Genomic DNA, 18,841 nt, shown 5'->3' on the forward strand with positions numbered 1-18,841 from the left:
ATGAAAAGTCCATCTCTCAGCGATATATCATGGTTCTATGCCTCATTTCCGTTCAGCACCTGCTGAAATTCTTCCAGATTCATCAGTACACGCCGTGGCTTTGTACCTTCCTCCGGACCGACTACCCCGGCTTCCTCCAACTGATCCATAATCCGTGCCGCACGGTTAAATCCGATTTTAAACATCCGCTGCAGCATACCGATGGAGCCTTTTTCTTTTTCTATGATAAACTTTCCGGCATCGGCAAAATATGCATCCCTGTCATCGGCAGAATTGGTAAATCCGCTGCCATTTCCAATACTGTTTTCCGAGGTATTGACTTTCTCTTCAACCTCTGCATTATAAGCTACCTGACCATTTTTTTCAATAATATATTCTACCACATCAGATACCTCTTTGTCAGTCACAAAAGCACCCTGCACACGAAGCGGTTTCTGATAATTCTGCGGATAGAACAACATATCTCCTTTTCCAAGCAATTTTTCTGCTCCGTTCATATCAAGGATTGTCCTGGAATCCACACCGGAAGTAACGGCAAATGCAATACGGGACGGCATGTTTGCTTTGATCAGACCGGTAATAACATTCACGGAAGGACGCTGTGTAGCAATGACCAGATGCATACCGGCTGCACGCGCCAGCTGTGCCAGACGGCAGATAGCATCCTCTACATCATTGGAAGCCACCATCATCAGATCTGCCAGCTCATCTACGATAATAACGATCTGCGGCATCTTTTTCGGTTTGTCTTCTCCAGGAATCTCCCGGATGGATTCTACTTTCTTATTATAGCCTTTCATGTCACGGACACCGTATTTCTGGAAGGTCTGATAGCGCTCCATCATCTCTGAAACCGCCCAGTGCAATGCACCGGCAGCCTTTTTGGGATCCGTTACAACCGGAATCAAAAGATGTGGAATCCCGTTGTACACACTTAATTCCACTACTTTCGGATCGATCATGATCAGCTTGACTTCATCCGGTTTTGCCTTGTACAAGATACTCATGATAATCGTATTGATACACACGGACTTACCGGATCCGGTCGCGCCGGCAATCAGCAGATGCGGCATCTTGGCAATATCTGCTACGATCACATGACCGGCAATATCCTTGCCGGTACAGAAGGAAATTTTTGATGAGTGATCCTGAAATTCTCTGGATTCAACCAGATCCCGGAATGCTATGGTGACATTCTCTTTGTTCGGTACTTCTATACCTATGGCAGATTTTCCCGGAATCGGCGCTTCAAAACGAATGTCCGGAACAGCCAGATTTAGTTTGATATCATCGGCCAGACTGAGAATCTTACTTACTTTTACCCCCATCTCCGGCTGAATCTCATACTGGGTGACCGTCGGTCCACAGATGACATTGGTCACTCTGGCATTGACACCGAAATTTGTCAACGTCATCTGTAATTTTGCTGACATCTCCTGCAAATGCTGTCTGGAATCACCGGTCATGTTCGGATCCCCTTTTTGCAGCAGCCGTATCTCCGGAAAGACATATTTTCTCACCGCCGCATCTGCATGCTCTGCAATCTCCTCCCGGACATCTGCAATTTCCTGTTCTACCTGCTCAACTGACTGCTTCGGCTGACCGGTGCGATGAGCTTTCTTTTTTGCTTCACCTTCCGTCTGATCTTTCGCACCACGCTCCGGTTCCATTGTCATAACAGCTGATCCGGTATTTCTGTTTTCTTTTGTTCCTGTCTCAGACGTCACGGGCTGCATCAACGTTTCCGCCTGATAAGATGCTCCCTCTCCGGACATATGTATCTCCGGCTGCGGATGCCGTGCCCAGAAATCATCAGACTGCGTCTGCGTAATATCTGACGACTCCTGCAACGGTATATCCTGAATTACCGGAGCTTGTGCTTTTGCGCGCTTTATATTTTTTTTCACTGGCTGCTGTCCTGCATCCAACGCAAGTTCTCTTAACTCTGCGTTTTCCCCCACGGCTAACTCCGGCTGAATCTTTGTATCCAGAGATACCCCTGTCACCTTCCGGTTCATACGGCGATTCTCCCGTTCTGCCGCCTTGCGTTCTCGCTGGGCATTTCTCAGTTCCCCTCTGGTCCGGCTGCGTTCCTGTGCTCTGGTCTTTCTGCGTACCGCATCTGCCCGGGCAGATTCATATACTTTGTGTCCGCCTCTGGATACCCCTTTGAAAAAGGATTGCTCCGTGAGCAATACCACACAGACAATCAGGATCAGAAGATCCAGCAGAATTGCTCCCATCATTCCAAAGCTTTTGGAAAACAAAATCCCAAGCAAACCGCCAATCAAACCGCCACCGCTGTGTTTTGCCGCACACTGCACATACAGATCCGTTACTTTTCCCGGTATCTGATCCCAGAAACATACGATATGCGCAAATACACATAAAAAAAGGAACAGCAAAATTCCGGCTGTCACTTTCATGATCACACGTCCGGAATATGCAGATCCCTGCCTGGAATCCTGTCTGTTTGAGATCAGGAATGCCGGTACCAGGAACACCGGTACCGGAAACACGTACGCCAGCATACCAAACAATCCAAAGGCGCCGTTACTCAATGCATTGCCTACAATCCCACCTTTTCCGATATTTCCGATAAAAAGCAGAATTGCAGCTGCCAGACACGCAAAAAGCAACAATTCTGTGCGCCAGGTAAATGTCTGCACAGAACTGTTCTGCTTTTTTCTTCCTGTTGTCGTTTTTTTACCGGAATTTTTCTTCCGGGCAGATGAAGTTTTTTTCTTTGTTGCCATATAAAACCTTTCTAACTTAATGCCACACTTTCCCACAATCTGTATTCTACGCTGTCACAAAATATCCGATAATAGAAAGAATACCGACTACCAGACAGTATATGGAAAAATATGTAAATTTTCTTTTTTTCACGATTACAAGCATCGTCTTGATACAGATATATCCCACCACTGCTGCCACCAGCATACCGACTGCATAAATACCAAGCTGGGAGCTGCCAATGGCCGCACTTCCAATATCTTTCAATTGAAGCACCATAGCTCCGAGAATTGCCGGAATAGACATAATAAAGGAATACTTTACAGCAAACTTCCGGTCAAATCCGCTGAGTGCACACGCGGTGATCGTCGTTCCTGAACGGGAAATACCAGGCAACGTCGCGATGCCCTGGCAGATACCGATGATAAACGCATTTGCATACCCTACCTGTTTCGGTCTCTTGTGTCCTTCCGGCACCCGGTCACAGATAAAGAGCAATCCTGCTGTAATGATCAGGCAGATACCCGGAACGAACAGAATCTCGGAGGCAGCTGTCACAAGGTCGGAAGCGACAAACCCAAGGATTCCCGTTGGAATTGTCGATACGATCACAAGCATGACAAATTTCCGATATCCATTGTAAACCACATGCCGGTAGACACCATCTCCGTTCTTCCCGATCAGGACCGTCAGATTGTAGATACAATCAATGACTATGCCGATGAATTCTTTCACCAGATGAAAGATATCTTTGTAATACACAATACAGACCGCCAACAATGTTCCCACATGAAGCATGATATCGAACAAAAGTCCCGTGTCTGTATTTACATTAAATAATATTTTAAAAAGTGCCAGATGACCAGAGCTGCTTACCGGCAGAAATTCCGTCAGTCCCTGAATCAGTCCCATGATCACAGATTGTACCATTGACATCCGATTATCCCTCTTCTTTCGTACATGATTATTGTTAGCATACCACATTTTTTCACGGATGTCATCTGTGATTTTCCGCTGCTCTTTTTTTCAGATGCTGCTTTCATTGATCATAAAATGCAGACGCTGTACCGCATCGCTGATACCCCCAACTTCATTGATGATACCTTCCTCCACCGCCTGATGCCCCACCAGGATGGTTCCAAGATCTTTTGTCAGCATCCCCGTATTCAGCATCAGTTCTTCCATACGTTCCCGGTTCGTCTGACTGTGGGATGCAATAAATCCGGTAATCCGATCCTGCATCTGCTGAAAATAATCATATGTCTGTGGTGCTCCGATCACGGTACCGCTCATACGCACAGGATGGATTACCATGGTTCCTGTAGGAACGATAAAAGAGTAGTCCGCAGCAACTGCCAGCGGCACACCTATAGAATGGCTTCCGCCCAATACCAACGATACCACCGGCTTACTTAAAGAAGCAATCATCTCCGCAATGGCCAGACCGGATTCCACATCTCCACCAACCGTATTCAGAAGCACCAACAATCCGTCAATCTCCCGGTCATCCTCCACCTGAGCCAGTTTGGGCAGCACATGCTCATATTTTGTTGTCTTTGTATTTGCTGACAGGCATTCATGTCCCTCCACTTCACCAATAATGGATAACAGATGCAGTTTATGCTGCTGCCGGTTGTCTGCCAGTTCCATCTGTCCATACTCTTTTATTTCCTGATTTTTTACTTCTTTTTGTTCTGACATTACACCATTCCTCCATGTTTTTCAAAAGTATGTGCAGATTAAAAAAAAATATGCCCGTACAGTTCATAAAAACTGTACGGGCATATTGCATCTTTTATCCAATCAGATAACTGTATAAGCCTGCATAACGTCCGGCAGAAACTTTCCATGAGAAATCCTTTGCCATACCGCGGTCTACGATCTGATTCCACTGACGTTTCCGTTCAAAAAATACGGTCTTGGAATAGTTGATCACATTCAACATATCCTCACCATTATAATTGGTAAAGGAAAATCCTGTTCCGGTATTCTCATACTCATTGTATGGCTCCACCGTATCTTTCAATCCACCTGTCTCACGTACAATCGGCACAGTTCCGTAACGAAATGCCATCAGCTGTGTCAGACCACATGGTTCAAACCGGGACGGCATCAGAAACGCATCGGCAGATGCATACAATTTCTGAGCCAGATCAGAATCATAACAGATATTGGCCGATACCCGGTCTCCATATTTCCATGCAAAGTGCCGGAACATATTTTCATAACGCTCTTCACCTGTTCCAATCACAACAAACTGTGTATTATCATCCAGGATACGTTCAAAAACATAATCTATCAGATCCAGCCCCTTCTGATCTGTCAGACGGGAGATCAGACCGATCATGTATTTCTTCTTATCTACAGTCAATCCCAGCATCTCCTGCAATTTCACTTTATTCTCAGATTTCTTCTTGCGGAAATTATCACGGTTATAATTTACAAACAGCTTCGGATCCGTCTCCGGATTATAAATATCATAATCAATTCCATTCACAATACCCTGCATATCAAAATGCCGTGCAGAGAGCAGACCATCCAGTCCTTCCCCATAATACGGTGTCTGAATCTCCTGCGCATAAGTATCGCTGACTGTCGTGATGTAATCAGCGTAAACAAGTCCGCCTTTGAGCATATTCGCATCTTTCTGGAACTCCAGCTTATCCGGTGTAAACAATTCCTTGGGGAATCCGGTGAGTCCCATCATAGTCTTCACATCCCAGATACCTTGAAATTTCAGGTTGTGGATCGTCATGATTGTTTTCATGCCCCAAAAGAACATATCGCCCTGGAACTCTGTTTTCAAAAATACCGGGATCAAACCTGCCTGCCAGTCATGACAGTGAATCAGATCCGGCTGAAAACCAATCTGCGGCAGCATAGATAATACCGCTTTATCAAAAAATGTAAATTTCTCAATATCATAACGGATATCTCCATATGGAAGAAAACAGTCGAAATATTCCTGGTTGTCAATGAAATAATAAGTAATCCCATCCAGCTCATATTTCAGAACACCTACATATTTACTCGGCACGTACGGACCGGTTCCCATATAAAAATGTGTGACATATTCAAACTGATTCCGATATTTTTCCGGAATGCAGGAATAATTCGGAATCACAACCCGAACGTCCCATTCTTCTTTATCAAACTGTTTTGGAAGTGCGCCGCACACGTCGGCAAGTCCTCCGGTTTTGATAAACGGTACACACTCTGAAGCAGCAAATAAAACCTTTTTCATTTTGAACCCCCTGACTTTCATTCCCGGATGCAGATCCGGATTGCATTCAAATTTATTGATTTCATTATACCATAGGAACGGTGCAATGTAAAAGGTCACTTATCAAATCCCCACAAAAAATGACCGGTGTCTTCGCTTTGTAACACCGGCCATTTTTGTTTTCCTATAATTTCATTGTAATGGGAAGCGATTACTCGTCCCAGTTATGATATACCTGCTGTACATCATCATCTGCATCCAGCAGATCCAGAATCTTGTTAATGCAATATAAATCCTGCTCATCTGTCAGTTCTACATAAGTCTGCGGAATCATAGTAACTTCAGCACTTGCCATTTCAATTCCCGCATCCTCTAATGCCTGTCTTACTTCACTGAAAGAATCCGGATCAGTGATGATTTCAAAACTATCCTCTTCCTCACTGAAATCCTCTGCACCTGCATCCAGTGCTGCCATCATCAGATCATCTGCATCCATATCACAGTTCTCTTTATCAATGATGATCTGACCTTTTTTATCAAACATATAAGATACACAGCCCGGTGTTCCTACATTTCCTTTTCCTTTTGTAAAAGCATTTCTTACATTTGCTGCTGTACGGTTCTTGTTATCTGTCAGTGCATCAACAATGATCGCTGTACCGCTCGGACCATACCCTTCATAAGAAACATACTCATAATTTACGGAATTTGCATCTCCGGCAGCCTTTTTGATACCACGGTCAATCGTATCATTCGGCATATTATTTGCTTTTGCTTTTGCGATAACATCACGGAGTCTGCTATTATTTGCAGGATCCGGTCCACCCTCTTTTACTGCAACTGCAATCTCACGTCCGATAATGGTAAAAATTTTTCCTTTTGCAGCATCATTTTTTTCTTTTTTATGTTTAATATTTGCAAACTTTGAATGTCCTGACATTTTTATCTCTCCCTATCTTTTTTCGAAACTATCCGCTATTATAGCACACTATCTCTATTCTGACAAGATTTGTTTCTCTTCCTCCAGCGGTTCTTTTGTTACACGAACAGTCCTTATTACCCTATGTTCCACCAGCAGCACATCAAACCGGTAACCGTATGCAGAGACCTGATAGTGTTCCCCGTTCACCGGGATCTTGTTGATCCGGGAGATCAGAAATCCACTCAGTGTATCAAAATCCTCCAGTTCTTCCCCATGGATTTCCAGAAGTTCGCACACATCATCAAAATCCGTCATTCCATCAATGACATAACTGCCGTCTGCTTCTTCCACAATCTGCTCTTCTTCCGCATCATGTTCATCAAAAATATTTCCGACGATCTCCTCCAGAATATCTTCCATCGTCACAAGACCGGAAGTTTGACCGTATTCGTCCACCACGATCACCATATGGATTTTCTGGGACTGCATGTTCTTAAACAACACATCAATATTTCGTGTCTCCGGAATAAAAGATGCCGGGCGGATCAGATCATTGATCTTCGTCAGCTGCTGCTCCATATTTGTCTGATCCAGCATCTGGTTCAAAATATCCTTAATATGTATGATACCGATAATATTATCAACATCATCCAGATATACCGGATAACGGGAATATCCCATATCCCGGATCTCTGCCAGCACTTCCTGCAGAGAGCAGGTGCCGTCCAGTGCCATGATCTGCTTGCGATGAGTCATAATATCCTTCGCCTCTTTCTGATCCAGAGTAAAAATATTATTGATCATCTCCGCTTCACTTTCCTGCAGCACACCATTCTCATGCCCTTCATTTACCATGGACATAATTTCCTGCTCTGTCAGATCTTCTCCGGCCGTCCACCGTCCCTTTCCAAATATTCGCTTAAAACCTTTTCCGAATGTATTAAACGGACTACTGTCATCCTCCATTGTCTCATACTCCTCCTATGTAATTTACAATTCCAGACTGATTCGCAGCGCCTTTCCTACTTTTTCCATAATTTCACTGTCCAGATGACAGATTTTATCTTTCAGGCGCACTTTATCTATGGTTCGCAGCTGCTCCAGCAGAATCACAGAATCTTTCACCATATGATAGCGGACTGCATTCAGCTCGATATGGGTCGGTAATTTTGCTTTATTCATCCGTGATGTGATTGCTGCACATATCACGGTAGGGCTGTGCCGGTTGCCGATATCATTCTGAATGATCAGCACCGGTCGCACCCCCCCCTGCTCCGATCCAACCACCGGTCGCAGATCTGCATAATAAATATCTCCTCTTCGAATCAACATGTCACACACTCCATCTGTTCAGGTTGTTTTCATTCTTCCCATTTTCAGCGTGCGTATTCTGTTTTCATCGAAATTTTTTCAGCATCTGCCCGGGCTATTTCTGTTTTACATAAACCCGTGGGATTCTCTTGTTGAGATCGCAGACAAATTCATAATTAAACCGGCCGGACAGATCTCCAAGTTCCTCTAGCGTGATACACTCTGCACCATCTCTTCCAATGAGAGTTACTTCATCTCCCGGACATACATCTGCAATATCTGTCACATCCACCATCATCTGATCCATGCAGACTCTTCCACAAATTGCTGCACGTTTGCCATGGATCAACACATAACCCTGATTGGACAGGCTGCGCGGATAACCGTCCGCATATCCTACCGGCACCGTTGCAATCCGCATCGGATGCTCCACCTCAAATGTTCCACCATAACTGATGATTCGTCCCGGTTCCAGTTCTTTGACATGCACCACATGACTTTTCAGGGAAAGCAATGGCTGCAGATCAATATTTTCTTTATTCACTTCATCCGACGGCCACAGACCATATAAAATAATGCCCGCCCGGACAATATCTTTGTTATATTCCGGCAGATCCACAATACCTGCACTATTTGATACATGGTGGACCGGAATAGACACCTGACGTTCCTTCAGCCAGGTGATCATCTGCTCATAAGCAGCCTCCTGTTTCTTTGTAAACGCTTTATCTGTTTCATCTGCCTTGGAAAAATGAGTAAAGATTCCTTCTATCATAATATGCGGCAGCTTTGCAATCTGTGCGATCGCATCTGCAGACTGCTCCGTCACCTGAAAACCGATACGGCTCATGCCGGTATCCAGTTTGATATGGATCTTACAGATCTTATCCTGTCTCATTGCTTCCTCAGACAGCTGTTTTGCACGTATCAGAGAAAAAACTGCCGGACGCAGATTTTCCTGTACGATCTGTGCATCGTATTCCGGAAACGTATAGCCCAGGATCAGAATCGGTTTTTTGATTCCGTTCGTATACAATTCCTCCGCTTCTTCCGGCGTTGCGACTGCGTAACCCCAGACATCCTCCCGTTTTTCCATGACTTCTGCAAGTGGAACGGCACCGTGCCCGTAACCATCTGCCTTCACCACGGCAATAATCTTCGTTTCCTTTCTGATACAGCGATGTATTTCATCCAAATTATGTGTTAATGCATCCAGATCAATGTCTGCACATATTCTCCGATATTCTTTCATTGTCTTTTTGTGTCCTCCTGTTTCCGCAACACATCCATAAGTCCATCCACAATATCACTGGCCATCATAGCACAATGTCCCACACGTTCTGCCGCTGCATCTCCTGCCAGTCCATGGATAAAGACACCAAGGGCTGCCGCCAGATATATATCCAGCTTCTGCGCCAGAAGCGCTCCGACCACACCGCTGAGCACATCTCCGGCTCCGGCTGTTGCCATACCGTGATTGCCGCTGACATTAATATAACTTTGTCCATCCGGCTGTGCTGTGATCGTTCTTGCATCTTTTAAAACTACAGTAATCTGATGCTCCATTGCAAACTCCTGTGCTATCTGTACCAGCCGGTCCCTGATTTCAGTGATTGGCCGGCCGGTCAGTCTCGCCATCTCGCCCAGATGCGGTGTGATCACCAGAGGAGACTGTACCAGTTTCCACCAGTCCGGATGCTTTGAGAGAAGATTCAGGGCATCCGCATCACACAGGCACGGAACCTGTATCCGTTTTAACAGTTCATACAACATACGTTCCGACAAATCCGACTGACTGATTCCGGGACCTGCCACTACAGCATCTGCCCAGTGCAATTGTGTTTCTACAAATTTTACCACATCTGTCCCGTTATTGTAAACTGCCAGAACTGCCTCCGGCACCTGTTCCTGCAAAATTATCCGGTTTTCTTCCACCGTTGCCACCCTTACCAGACCACAGCCCATGCGATAAGCTGCTTTTGCCGCAAAAACAGCTGCTCCTGCCATCTGCTTCGATCCCGCCAAAATCAATAATTTTCCGTAGCTTCCCTTATTCGAACGGTTCACACGCCGCGGCAATCGTTTCAGATCCGATGTCTCCAGCACCTTCAGTTCCGGTTTGATCTCATACAAACTCTGCTCATCGATGCCAATATCTGCCACTTTCAGCTCACCAGTATATTCTGCTCCCGGATACAACAGCTGACCGGCTTTGATAAATCCAAAGGTCACTGTCAAATCTGCTGCAAACGCCGTTCCCATAACAGCACCGGTATCAGCTGAAATGCCGGATGCGATATCAACTGCCACTTTATATCCATCCTGTTCCGTCATTTTCTGAAGAATTTCCGCATATTTTCCTGTTACCTCACGACTGAGCCCGATGCCAAACAAAGCATCTACGATCACATCCACGATGTCTTTTGGATACTCATCAGAAATTTCCACTCCATACTGTTCTGCAATAAACATCTGTCGTTTTGTTTCCTCCGTCGCTTTTTCCCGGTTTCCGGCAAAATAAATTGTCACATTGTATCCCTTCAGATAAAGCAGCCGTGCAACCGCCACGCCATCTCCTCCGTTGTTCCCGGACCCGCATACTACCAGCACTTTTGTCGCCGGATCTGGATAACGCTTTACAATCTCCTGCATCGTTGCCAGGGCAGCCCGCTCCATCAGAACTGCTGAGAGCATTCCCCGTCGCCGCATCGTATTTTCATCACACTGCTTCATTTCACGACTGTTCAAAATATATTTCATGACAGTTCCTTCCCTTCTATAACAAAACGCAATTTCCTATCATCATATGCTAAAAGCGCCCTGTCCTTACAACAAAGCGCTTTCTTATTTCCTACCTATTTATCATCCTGTCTGCGAACAATGTTATAAGACAGCTGCATTAAACTGTCCGATAAATGAACATTTTCTACAACGACATCATCCGGAAGTTCCAAATCCAGATGTGCAAAATTCCAGATCGCATGGATGCCAAGTTCTACCAGCTTTTCCGCTGCCTGTTCTGCTTTTTCCTTCGGAAGTGTCAGAACTGCAATATCCACACGCTGTGTCTTTAAAAACTCCGGAAGTTCATCCATCATATGTATCTCAATTCCACGTACTGACAATCCAGCCAATGCCGGATTTACATCAAATAATCCTGTGATCACAAATCCACGTTTTTCAAATTTTACATAATTTGCCAGTGCCTGTCCCATATTACCGGCTCCGACAACAATAATATTATGCTGTCTGTCAAGACCAAGAATCTTACCGATTTCCTCATACAGATACTGTACATTATAACCATATCCCTGCTGACCAAATCCGCCAAAATTATTCAGATCCTGCCGAATCTGTGATGCTGTAACTTTCATGCGGACACTGAGTTCATTGGATGAAATCCGTTCGACTCCATCATCCAATAATTCTCCCAGATATCGATAATATCGAGGCATACGCCGTATGACAGCCTGTGAAATTTCCTTCTGCATTGTTTCTATACTCCTTCAACCATCTGCAACATTCTGCAGTTATCTACGGTTATTATATACACTTCATTTCTTTTTGTCAATTTTTTATCAATCCGATGCAAGTGCTTCCCACTCTTCATACAGACCATCCAGTTTTTCCTGGACTTCCACCTGCTCACTATGCAGTTTTCCTAGTTTGGCTGAATTAGTAGCCACCGCCGGATCCTGGAACTGTTCCTCCAGCTCCGACAGTTTTTCCTCCAGAGATTCAATTTCTTCCTCAATCTTTTTCACACGGTTCTGGATTTTGCGCTTTTTGGCCTGCTCTTCTTTCTGAGACTGCCAGTCTGTTTTCCCCTCAGAAACATCTTCTTTCACAACTTCCACCGTCTCACCGGTATTCAGATAGGCCCGTTCATTTGTTTCTTTTTTCTCCAGATAATAATCATAATTGCCAATGTAATTGACAATCTTCTGCTCTGTCAGATTCAGAATCCGGGTCGCTGTCCGGTTAATAAAATAACGGTCATGAGATACAAACAACACCGTTCCTTCATAACGGTTCAGAGCCGATTCCAGAATCTCTTTGGAAGCGATATCCAGATGATTCGTAGGCTCATCCAAAATCAGGAAGTTTGCCTCAGAGAGCATCAGTTTTGCCAGTGACAGACGACCGCGCTCACCACCACTTAAATCACTGACCCGTTTAAACACATCGTCCTCGGTAAATAAAAATGCAGCAAGAATATTTCGAATCCTGGTCTGGGTCAGTTTTGGATAATCGTCCGCAATCTCCTCCATCAATGTCTTCTCCATATGAAGAACCTGCTGCTCCTGGTCGTAATATCCGATTTTCACATTCGTTCCCAGTGTGAATGAACCTGCATCTGCATCCACTTTTTCATTTAATATTTTTAAAATCGTTGTTTTTCCGGTTCCGTTCTGACCGATGAGAGCCACCCGTTCGCCACGCTTGATTTCAAAAGAAATGTCCTGAAACAGTTTCTTTTGATCATAAGCTTTGGACAGACCTTCCACCCGCAGTACATCGTTTCCGCTAATAACAGAAGGCGTCAGTGTCATATGCATCTCAGATTTTTCTTCCTGCGGTTTTTCCAGTACATCTATTTTTGCCAGCTGTTTTTCACGACTCTCCGCACGCTTTATCGATTTTTCACGATTGAAAGATTTCAATTTTTCGATAACTGCTTCCTGATGTTTGATTTCCCGCTGCTGATTGTAATAGGCACGCAGTGCTTCCTCCCGGGCAAATGCTGCTTTCTTCGCATACTCCGTATAATTGCCGTCAAAAACCGCAGATTTATGCATACTGATCTCCACTACTTTTGTGACAATCCGATCCAGAAAATACCGGTCATGGGCAACAATCACAACAGCACCTTTGTAATTCATCAGAAATGTCTCCAGCCACTGAATAGATTCGATATCCAAGTGGTTCGTCGGCTCATCCAACAGGATGATATCCGGATGAGTCACCAGCAGACGCGCCAGAGACACACGTGTCTTCTGTCCACCGGACAGTTCGTTGCAGTGTTTCTCAAAATCATCCTCGGAAAATCCAAGACCTTTTAACACACCGGAAACCTCACTGCGGTATGAATAACCATCCCTGGCTTCAAACTCATGCAGCAGCTTATGGTAGCTCTCCATATAAGATTCCATCTCTTCTTTTGATACAGACTGCATTCCTTCTTCCAGTTCACGGATTTTCTGCTCCATATCAATGAGCTGGCGTTTTCCTTCCAGTACTGTCTCATAGATTGTCCGTGCATCGTCCATATCCTGATGCTGTGCCAGATACCCCAGTGTCTTTCCTTTTGCCAGGGTCACCGTACCTTCATCTGCCGGCAGTTCCCCAACAATAATTTTCAACAGCGTGGATTTTCCGGCACCGTTGATTCCTACAATCGCCACTTTTTCCTGATCTTCCACATGAAAACTCACATTTCGGATCACCGGTTCCACACCAAATGATTTGCTGATATTTTGACATGCTAAAATCATATGTTTTCTTCCTCACCTTAAAAATGGAATCCTGCAGTCCGCAGGATTCCTGTTTTTCATTTTTCTTTATCGAATCAGTGTCCATTTATGCCGGATAGATCTGAGTCTCTCTGTTCTATCTGACTCTGAACCATGCTTCGTATTTGGCAGCTTGCAGAATCAGCGATTAAAGCAGCACTGCTTTTTGTGTACTTCTTATGCGTACAGTTTCTCCAGTGTCTCACGGATTGCTTTGATAAAATCAAGGCTGTTCAATACAACCGGGTTTTCTAATTCTGTAATTAATGCCAAATCTTTTGTCATTTTACCAGATTCTATTGTATCAATACAAGCTTTTTCCAGATTATCTGCAAATTTTACTAATTCCGGCAGACGATCCAGTTCTCCACGTTTGCGCAATGCACCGGTCCATGCAAAAATCGTTGCTACAGAATTGGTAGATGTCTCCTCGCCGGCCAGATGTTTGTAATAATGTCTCATAACGGTTCCGTGTGCAGCTTCATACTCGTATACGCCACTTGGGGAAACCAGTACAGAAGTCATCATAGCCAGAGATCCGCATGCAGAGGAGATCATATCACTCATAACATCACCGTCATAGTTTTTGCAGGCCCAGATAAATCCGCCTTCCGCTTTCATGACACGGGCAACCGCATCATCGATCAGTGTGTAGAAATACTCGATGCCTGCAGCCTCAAATTTTTCTTTGTACTCTGCATCATAGATATCCTGGAAAATATCTTTGAATGTATGATCGTATTTTTTGGAAATCGTATCTTTTGTTGCAAACCAGAGATCCTGCTTCAAATCCAGTGCGTAGTTGAAGCAGCTTCTTGCAAAACTCTCAATGGATTTGCAGATATTATGCTGTCCCTGAACGACACCTGCACCTGTAAAGTTGTGTACAAGTTCTCTTACCTCTGTTCCGTCCTCAGCAGTATAAACCAGTTCAACTTTTCCCGGTCCCGGGATCTTCATCTCAGAAGCTTTGTATACATCACCGTAAGCGTGACGGGCAATGGTGATCGGTTTTTTCCAGTTCTTTACGCATGGCTCAATGCCTTTTACCTTGATTGGTGTACGAAAAACTGTTCCATCAAGGATCGCACGAATGGTTCCGTTCGGGCTCTTCCACATTTCTTTTAAATTATACTCTTTTACGCGGGCTGCATTTGGTGTGATAGTTGCACATTTTACAGCTACACCGTATTTCTGTGTGGCATAAGCAGAATCGAAAGTTACCTTGTCGTCTGTTTCATTTCTGTACTCCAGTCCCAGATCGTAATACTCTGTCTTCAGATCTACAAATGGAAGTAATAACTCGTCTTTGATATATTGCCAGAGAATTCTGGTCATTTCGTCTCCATCCATTTCAACTAACGGTGTGGTCATTTTAATTTTTTCCATGGTAATTATCCTCCGATCCTTATTTCCCGTTTTTCTGATTCTCTACACTTGATTCCTGCAGCAGATTATCCCAGCCACAGTGATCGATATTTTCAATGGTTCTCATGATATGTTGATTTGCCAGCATTTGTGCTTTCTCCGGATCATGATCATGAATGGCCTGTGCGATCATGCGGTGCTCGTCATTTGATTTTTCAGAACGCTCTTTTGATTTCAAAGTCATCTTACGTACCCGTTGCACATAATTATGAAAATCTGTCAGTACCCCGGCCAGCACTTTGCTTCCGGATGCCTGATATAATGTCTCATGAAACTTATTATCCAATTCAAATACCTGACCACTATGTCCCTTCGACACATGAAACTCTGTCAGGTATACAATTTCTTCCAGTTCCTCAATCTGCTCCGGAGTGGCTTTTTTCGCTGCCCACTTGGCACACAAACCTTCCATCACAGATCGTATCTCATAAATATCATTCAGATCTTCCTTGGAAAATCCGGTCACATGTGCGCCTTTGTTCGGTGTGATAGTCACCAGCCCCTGAAGTTCCAGCTGACGCAATGCCTCACGTACCGGAGTCCGGCTGACCCCCAACTCATCGCCTATCGTTTTTTCCTTCAATTCCTCATCCACTGCATATTTGCCGGACAAAATGTCTTCCTGCAGTTTATGAAATACTTTTTCACTAAGCGAATGGTTATCTCCCATCCTGTTTTGCCCCCTTATTATAAAATAATACCCAGTTCCTGGCAACACTCTGTAATTTTAACAACCAGCTCGTTATCTGTCAGAACAGTTACACGGCCTTCATCATACTGCTCATCTACCCAGTCTTTCAGTTTATGCACCAATTCTGAGTTTTTGTCCAGATGACGCTCCTGCGGCAGTCTGTAATAGCTGTTGATCCAGTGTGCGATTCCAGCCAGACCGGAAGTATTGGAAATAGATACCAGTGCCGGTCTCTTTAAGAATTTTTCTGTATCAAAAATATTGTAGATTTCTTCGTTTTTCAGCAATCCGTCTGCATGGATTCCGGCTCTTGTTACATTGAAGTTCTTGCCGGCAAACGGTGTTCTGCTCGGAAGTGTGTAATCCAGATCCTTTTCAAAATAATCAACCAAGTCTGTGATCACGGTAGTATCCATGCCATCCAGTGTTCCTTTCAGCTGTGCATACTCAAATACCATTGCCTCCAGTGGTGTGTTACCGGTACGTTCACCGATACCAAACAGAGAACAGTTGACACCACAGGCGCCATACAGCCATGCTGTGGTAGAATTGGTAACCGCTTTATAAAAATCATTGTGTCCATGCCACTCAATCAGTTCAGACGGTACACCGGCATGTGTGGTCAGACCGTAAATGATACCCGGTACGCTTCGCGGAATAACAGCACCTGGGAAGTTAACGCCATATCCCATCGTATCGCAGGCACGCACTTTGATCGGAATCTTGTATTCATCCATCAGTTTCATCAGTTCCACACAAAACGGAATCACAAATCCGTAAATATCAGATCTTGTGATATCTTCCAAATGACAACGTGGGCTGATACCTGTCTCCAGACATTCACGGATGACACTCAAATAATGATTCATGGCCTCACGTCTGGTCATTTTCATTTTATAGAAAATATGGTAATCGGAACAGCTGACCAGGATACCTGTCTCACGCAGTCCGATATCTTTTACTAATTCAAAATCCTGTTTGCTTGCTCTGATCCAGCTTGTAACTTCCGGAAACTTATATCCGCGTTCCATACATTTGTAAACTGCATCACGGTCTTTTTTGCTGTACAGGAAAAACTCACTCTGGCGGACAATTCCCTTTGGACCGCCAAGTTTATGCAAATAATCGTAAATCGTTACAATCTGATCGGTAGTGTACGGAGCTCTTGACTGCTGTCCGTCACGGAATGTCGTATCTGTGATCCAGATATCGTCCGGCATATTATGCGGTACAATTCGGTCATTGAACGCAATTTTCGGAATCTCTTCATATGGGAACAGATTTCTAAATGTATTTGGTTCATCTACATCTACCAGCTGATAAAAATGCTCTTCCAACTGCAACAGATTATTATGCTTATTCATTACTACTTTACGCATGTTATTCGCTCCTCACCTTATATGCTTGTATACAATCATACATTCTCTTTTTCACTTTGTCAAGTTAAAGCAAAAAATTTTTTATAAAAAAACAGAAAACAGAAAAACAAACAAAAATCAGAACGAATAAACAGAAAATACAATCAATGATAAAAAATACGCGTTTTTTTCAGGAAACACTGACAAGCCACATACATACTATGAATTGTAAATAAAAATCTGGAGGCTATCAACATGAGTGATTTAGCTGCTACAAACTGTGGATGCTCTAACGACAACGGATGCGGATGCAATAACATTATCTGGATTATCTTACTTTTGTGCTGCTGCGGCGGCGGATGTGGAAATGGCAACGGCTCTTTCCTGGGTGGAAATGGCTGCAGTGAAGCAATCTGGATCATCCTGCTTCTGTGCTGCTGTGGCGGATACGGTGGAAACAACAATGGAAACGGCTGTGGCTGCTTCTAAACCTCAAGAACCGGAGGCGTCAACGCCTCCGGTTCTTATTCTTCTCAGATTCTTTTCTCTGCCACTCCATCTCCTTCTGCCGTTCCCGTTCTTCCTTTTTCCGCAGGCAGTCTTCATCTATCTCATATACACTTTTACCATCATAAACTAATTTTCCCATATGCGATATCCTCCATAATCAGGCAATGAATTCTCTATTATTATATGAAATAAACTTATTTTCGCCTGTTTTATTTATACTCTTCTCTTTTATTGCTTTCCTTTCATGGATTATAATTTTCTACTCATAATCGCATACTTTTTTCATACATTATAGAAAACATCAGATATGGACGTGATATCTCCTATGAATGAACACGAAAACGAACATACACCACCTGTACTGGATACTCTGATACAAAACCGGCCGATCCAGATGTTAAAAGCCATTGTGCCCTATCTCTACGAGCCACAGCAGCGCATGGTCTCCATGATGGTCCGGATGATCGAACTGCAGCGCACGATGCAGTTATTTGATGCAGCCCCGGAAATGCAGGCACAGGAATTGCGAATTTGTTCCAACGATTCTCCCACAGAACGTACCCATCAGATTCTGAATGTCCTGCGGGAATATTGCACACCACAGGAACGGGATCAGATTGACATGATTTTAAATCTTCTCGACCTTACTTCCGTGACCGGTATTTTAAATATGTAGAAACAACTAATCACCTTTTTTAAGAAACAAATTTACACCCATCATTAATATGTATAACATTTAGTAAATATTTATCATCCATTTGCATTATGTAAATATAGTTATATCTACTATATCAGGAGGATTTTTCATGGATCAGAACTTTTTCACCCAAAACCCTGCTTTTCAAAATATCTCCCCGGAAAAACTTGCTTTTCTCATGAATTTCATGAATCAGGAAAAACCAGACTCTTCCAGGGATATGATGACATTTCTTATGAGTTTTGTCACAAAGGCAAGAAATCAGAATCTCTCTTTTACGACAGACGAAACCGATTTTATTATCCAGCATCTGCGGCAGGGACTAAATCCCACAGAACAGCAGCGCATCGACCGGGTGTTGCAGATGCTGCGCAGGAAAAAGTAAGACAAAAGACTGAGCAGAATCCTTATTACTCTGCTCAGTCTTTTTCAAATTACATGCGCCATTTTAA

At 43.9% G+C, this 18,841-nt stretch carries 18 protein-coding genes; 3 read left to right on the forward strand and 15 right to left on the reverse strand.

All coding sequences use genetic code 11. The features are described 5' to 3' along the window. Positions 1-35: 35 nt before the first annotated feature. The 14 genes from HMPREF0373_RS07850 to HMPREF0373_RS07915 all read right to left on the reverse strand — a co-directional run bounded on the left by HMPREF0373_RS07850 (position 36) and on the right by HMPREF0373_RS07915 (position 17,203). A complete protein-coding gene (locus HMPREF0373_RS07850; RefSeq protein WP_021739147.1) occupies positions 36-2,756 on the reverse strand; it encodes a DNA translocase FtsK in 2,721 nt (906 codons plus the stop codon). Positions 2,757-2,802: 46 nt separating this feature from the next. Next, complete coding sequence (locus HMPREF0373_RS07855) at positions 2,803-3,672, reverse strand: undecaprenyl-diphosphate phosphatase (protein ID WP_022036021.1); 870 nt, start codon at positions 3,670-3,672, stop codon at positions 2,803-2,805. A 90-nt stretch (positions 3,673-3,762) separates the two neighbouring features. Further along, positions 3,763-4,437 carry a ClpP family protease gene (locus HMPREF0373_RS07860; protein WP_021739149.1) on the reverse strand — a complete coding sequence of 225 codons (675 nt, stop codon included), beginning with the start codon at positions 4,435-4,437 and terminating at the stop codon, positions 3,763-3,765. A gap of 94 nt (positions 4,438-4,531) precedes the next feature. Next, positions 4,532-5,980, reverse strand: coding sequence for a glycogen synthase GlgA (gene glgA, locus HMPREF0373_RS07865; RefSeq protein ID WP_022036022.1), 1,449 nt, complete (start codon positions 5,978-5,980; stop codon positions 4,532-4,534). 190 nt (positions 5,981-6,170) lie between these two features. After that, positions 6,171-6,899: a YebC/PmpR family DNA-binding transcriptional regulator gene (locus tag HMPREF0373_RS07870; protein ID WP_021739151.1), complete on the reverse strand. Its 729-nt coding sequence runs from the start codon at positions 6,897-6,899 to the stop codon at positions 6,171-6,173. 54 nt (positions 6,900-6,953) lie between these two features. Then, positions 6,954-7,847: a hemolysin family protein gene (locus HMPREF0373_RS07875; protein ID WP_021739152.1), complete on the reverse strand. Its 894-nt coding sequence runs from the start codon at positions 7,845-7,847 to the stop codon at positions 6,954-6,956. 24 nt (positions 7,848-7,871) lie between these two features. Continuing rightward, the gene (locus HMPREF0373_RS07880; protein WP_021739153.1) at positions 7,872-8,213 is read right to left on the reverse strand and encodes a type II toxin-antitoxin system PemK/MazF family toxin; all 342 of its coding nucleotides are present in this window, start codon (positions 8,211-8,213) and stop codon (positions 7,872-7,874) included. Between the two features lie 94 nt (positions 8,214-8,307). Beyond that, on the reverse strand, positions 8,308-9,444 hold the full coding sequence (gene alr, locus HMPREF0373_RS07885; RefSeq protein ID WP_021739154.1) for an alanine racemase: 1,137 nt from the start codon (positions 9,442-9,444) through the stop codon (positions 8,308-8,310). Next, on the reverse strand, positions 9,441-10,952 hold the full coding sequence (locus HMPREF0373_RS07890; protein ID WP_021739155.1) for a bifunctional ADP-dependent NAD(P)H-hydrate dehydratase/NAD(P)H-hydrate epimerase: 1,512 nt from the start codon (positions 10,950-10,952) through the stop codon (positions 9,441-9,443). Before HMPREF0373_RS07890 ends, alr begins: the two co-directional genes overlap by 4 nt. A 95-nt stretch (positions 10,953-11,047) precedes the next feature. After that, on the reverse strand, positions 11,048-11,683 hold the full coding sequence (locus tag HMPREF0373_RS07895) for a redox-sensing transcriptional repressor Rex (protein WP_021739156.1): 636 nt from the start codon (positions 11,681-11,683) through the stop codon (positions 11,048-11,050). Between the two features lie 87 nt (positions 11,684-11,770). Further along, on the reverse strand, positions 11,771-13,687 hold the full coding sequence (locus HMPREF0373_RS07900; RefSeq protein WP_021739157.1) for an ABC-F family ATP-binding cassette domain-containing protein: 1,917 nt from the start codon (positions 13,685-13,687) through the stop codon (positions 11,771-11,773). 195 nt (positions 13,688-13,882) lie between these two features. Beyond that, positions 13,883-15,094: an NADP-dependent isocitrate dehydrogenase gene (locus tag HMPREF0373_RS07905; protein ID WP_021739158.1), complete on the reverse strand. Its 1,212-nt coding sequence runs from the start codon at positions 15,092-15,094 to the stop codon at positions 13,883-13,885. Between the two features lie 19 nt (positions 15,095-15,113). Next, entirely contained in the window at positions 15,114-15,803 is a 690-nt protein-coding gene (locus tag HMPREF0373_RS07910; protein WP_021739159.1) for a GntR family transcriptional regulator, read from the reverse strand. Between the two features lie 17 nt (positions 15,804-15,820). After that, positions 15,821-17,203, reverse strand: coding sequence for an HMGL-like protein (locus HMPREF0373_RS07915; protein ID WP_021739160.1), 1,383 nt, complete (start codon positions 17,201-17,203; stop codon positions 15,821-15,823). Between the two features lie 234 nt (positions 17,204-17,437). Here HMPREF0373_RS07915 and HMPREF0373_RS07920 point away from each other — a divergent pair, with 234 nt between their 5' ends. Beyond that, positions 17,438-17,671, forward strand: a complete 234-nt coding sequence (locus HMPREF0373_RS07920; protein ID WP_044963458.1) for a hypothetical protein — start codon at positions 17,438-17,440, stop codon at positions 17,669-17,671. A 19-nt stretch (positions 17,672-17,690) separates the two neighbouring features. Here the strand turns inward: HMPREF0373_RS07920 and HMPREF0373_RS16970 are convergent, their stop codons facing one another. Further along, the gene (locus HMPREF0373_RS16970; protein WP_167618660.1) at positions 17,691-17,831 is read right to left on the reverse strand and encodes a hypothetical protein; all 141 of its coding nucleotides are present in this window, start codon (positions 17,829-17,831) and stop codon (positions 17,691-17,693) included. A 186-nt stretch (positions 17,832-18,017) separates the two neighbouring features. Here HMPREF0373_RS16970 and HMPREF0373_RS07925 point away from each other — a divergent pair, with 186 nt between their 5' ends. Continuing rightward, on the forward strand, positions 18,018-18,368 hold the full coding sequence (locus HMPREF0373_RS07925; protein WP_049946825.1) for a hypothetical protein: 351 nt from the start codon (positions 18,018-18,020) through the stop codon (positions 18,366-18,368). Positions 18,369-18,498: 130 nt separating this feature from the next. Then, positions 18,499-18,774: a hypothetical protein gene (locus HMPREF0373_RS07930; protein WP_021739163.1), complete on the forward strand. Its 276-nt coding sequence runs from the start codon at positions 18,499-18,501 to the stop codon at positions 18,772-18,774. The last annotated feature ends 67 nt before the right edge of the window (positions 18,775-18,841 follow it).

The sequence above is a fragment of the Eubacterium ramulus ATCC 29099 genome (genome assembly GCF_000469345.1).
In the GTDB taxonomy this organism is placed as follows: domain Bacteria; phylum Bacillota; class Clostridia; order Lachnospirales; family Lachnospiraceae; genus Eubacterium_I; species Eubacterium_I ramulus.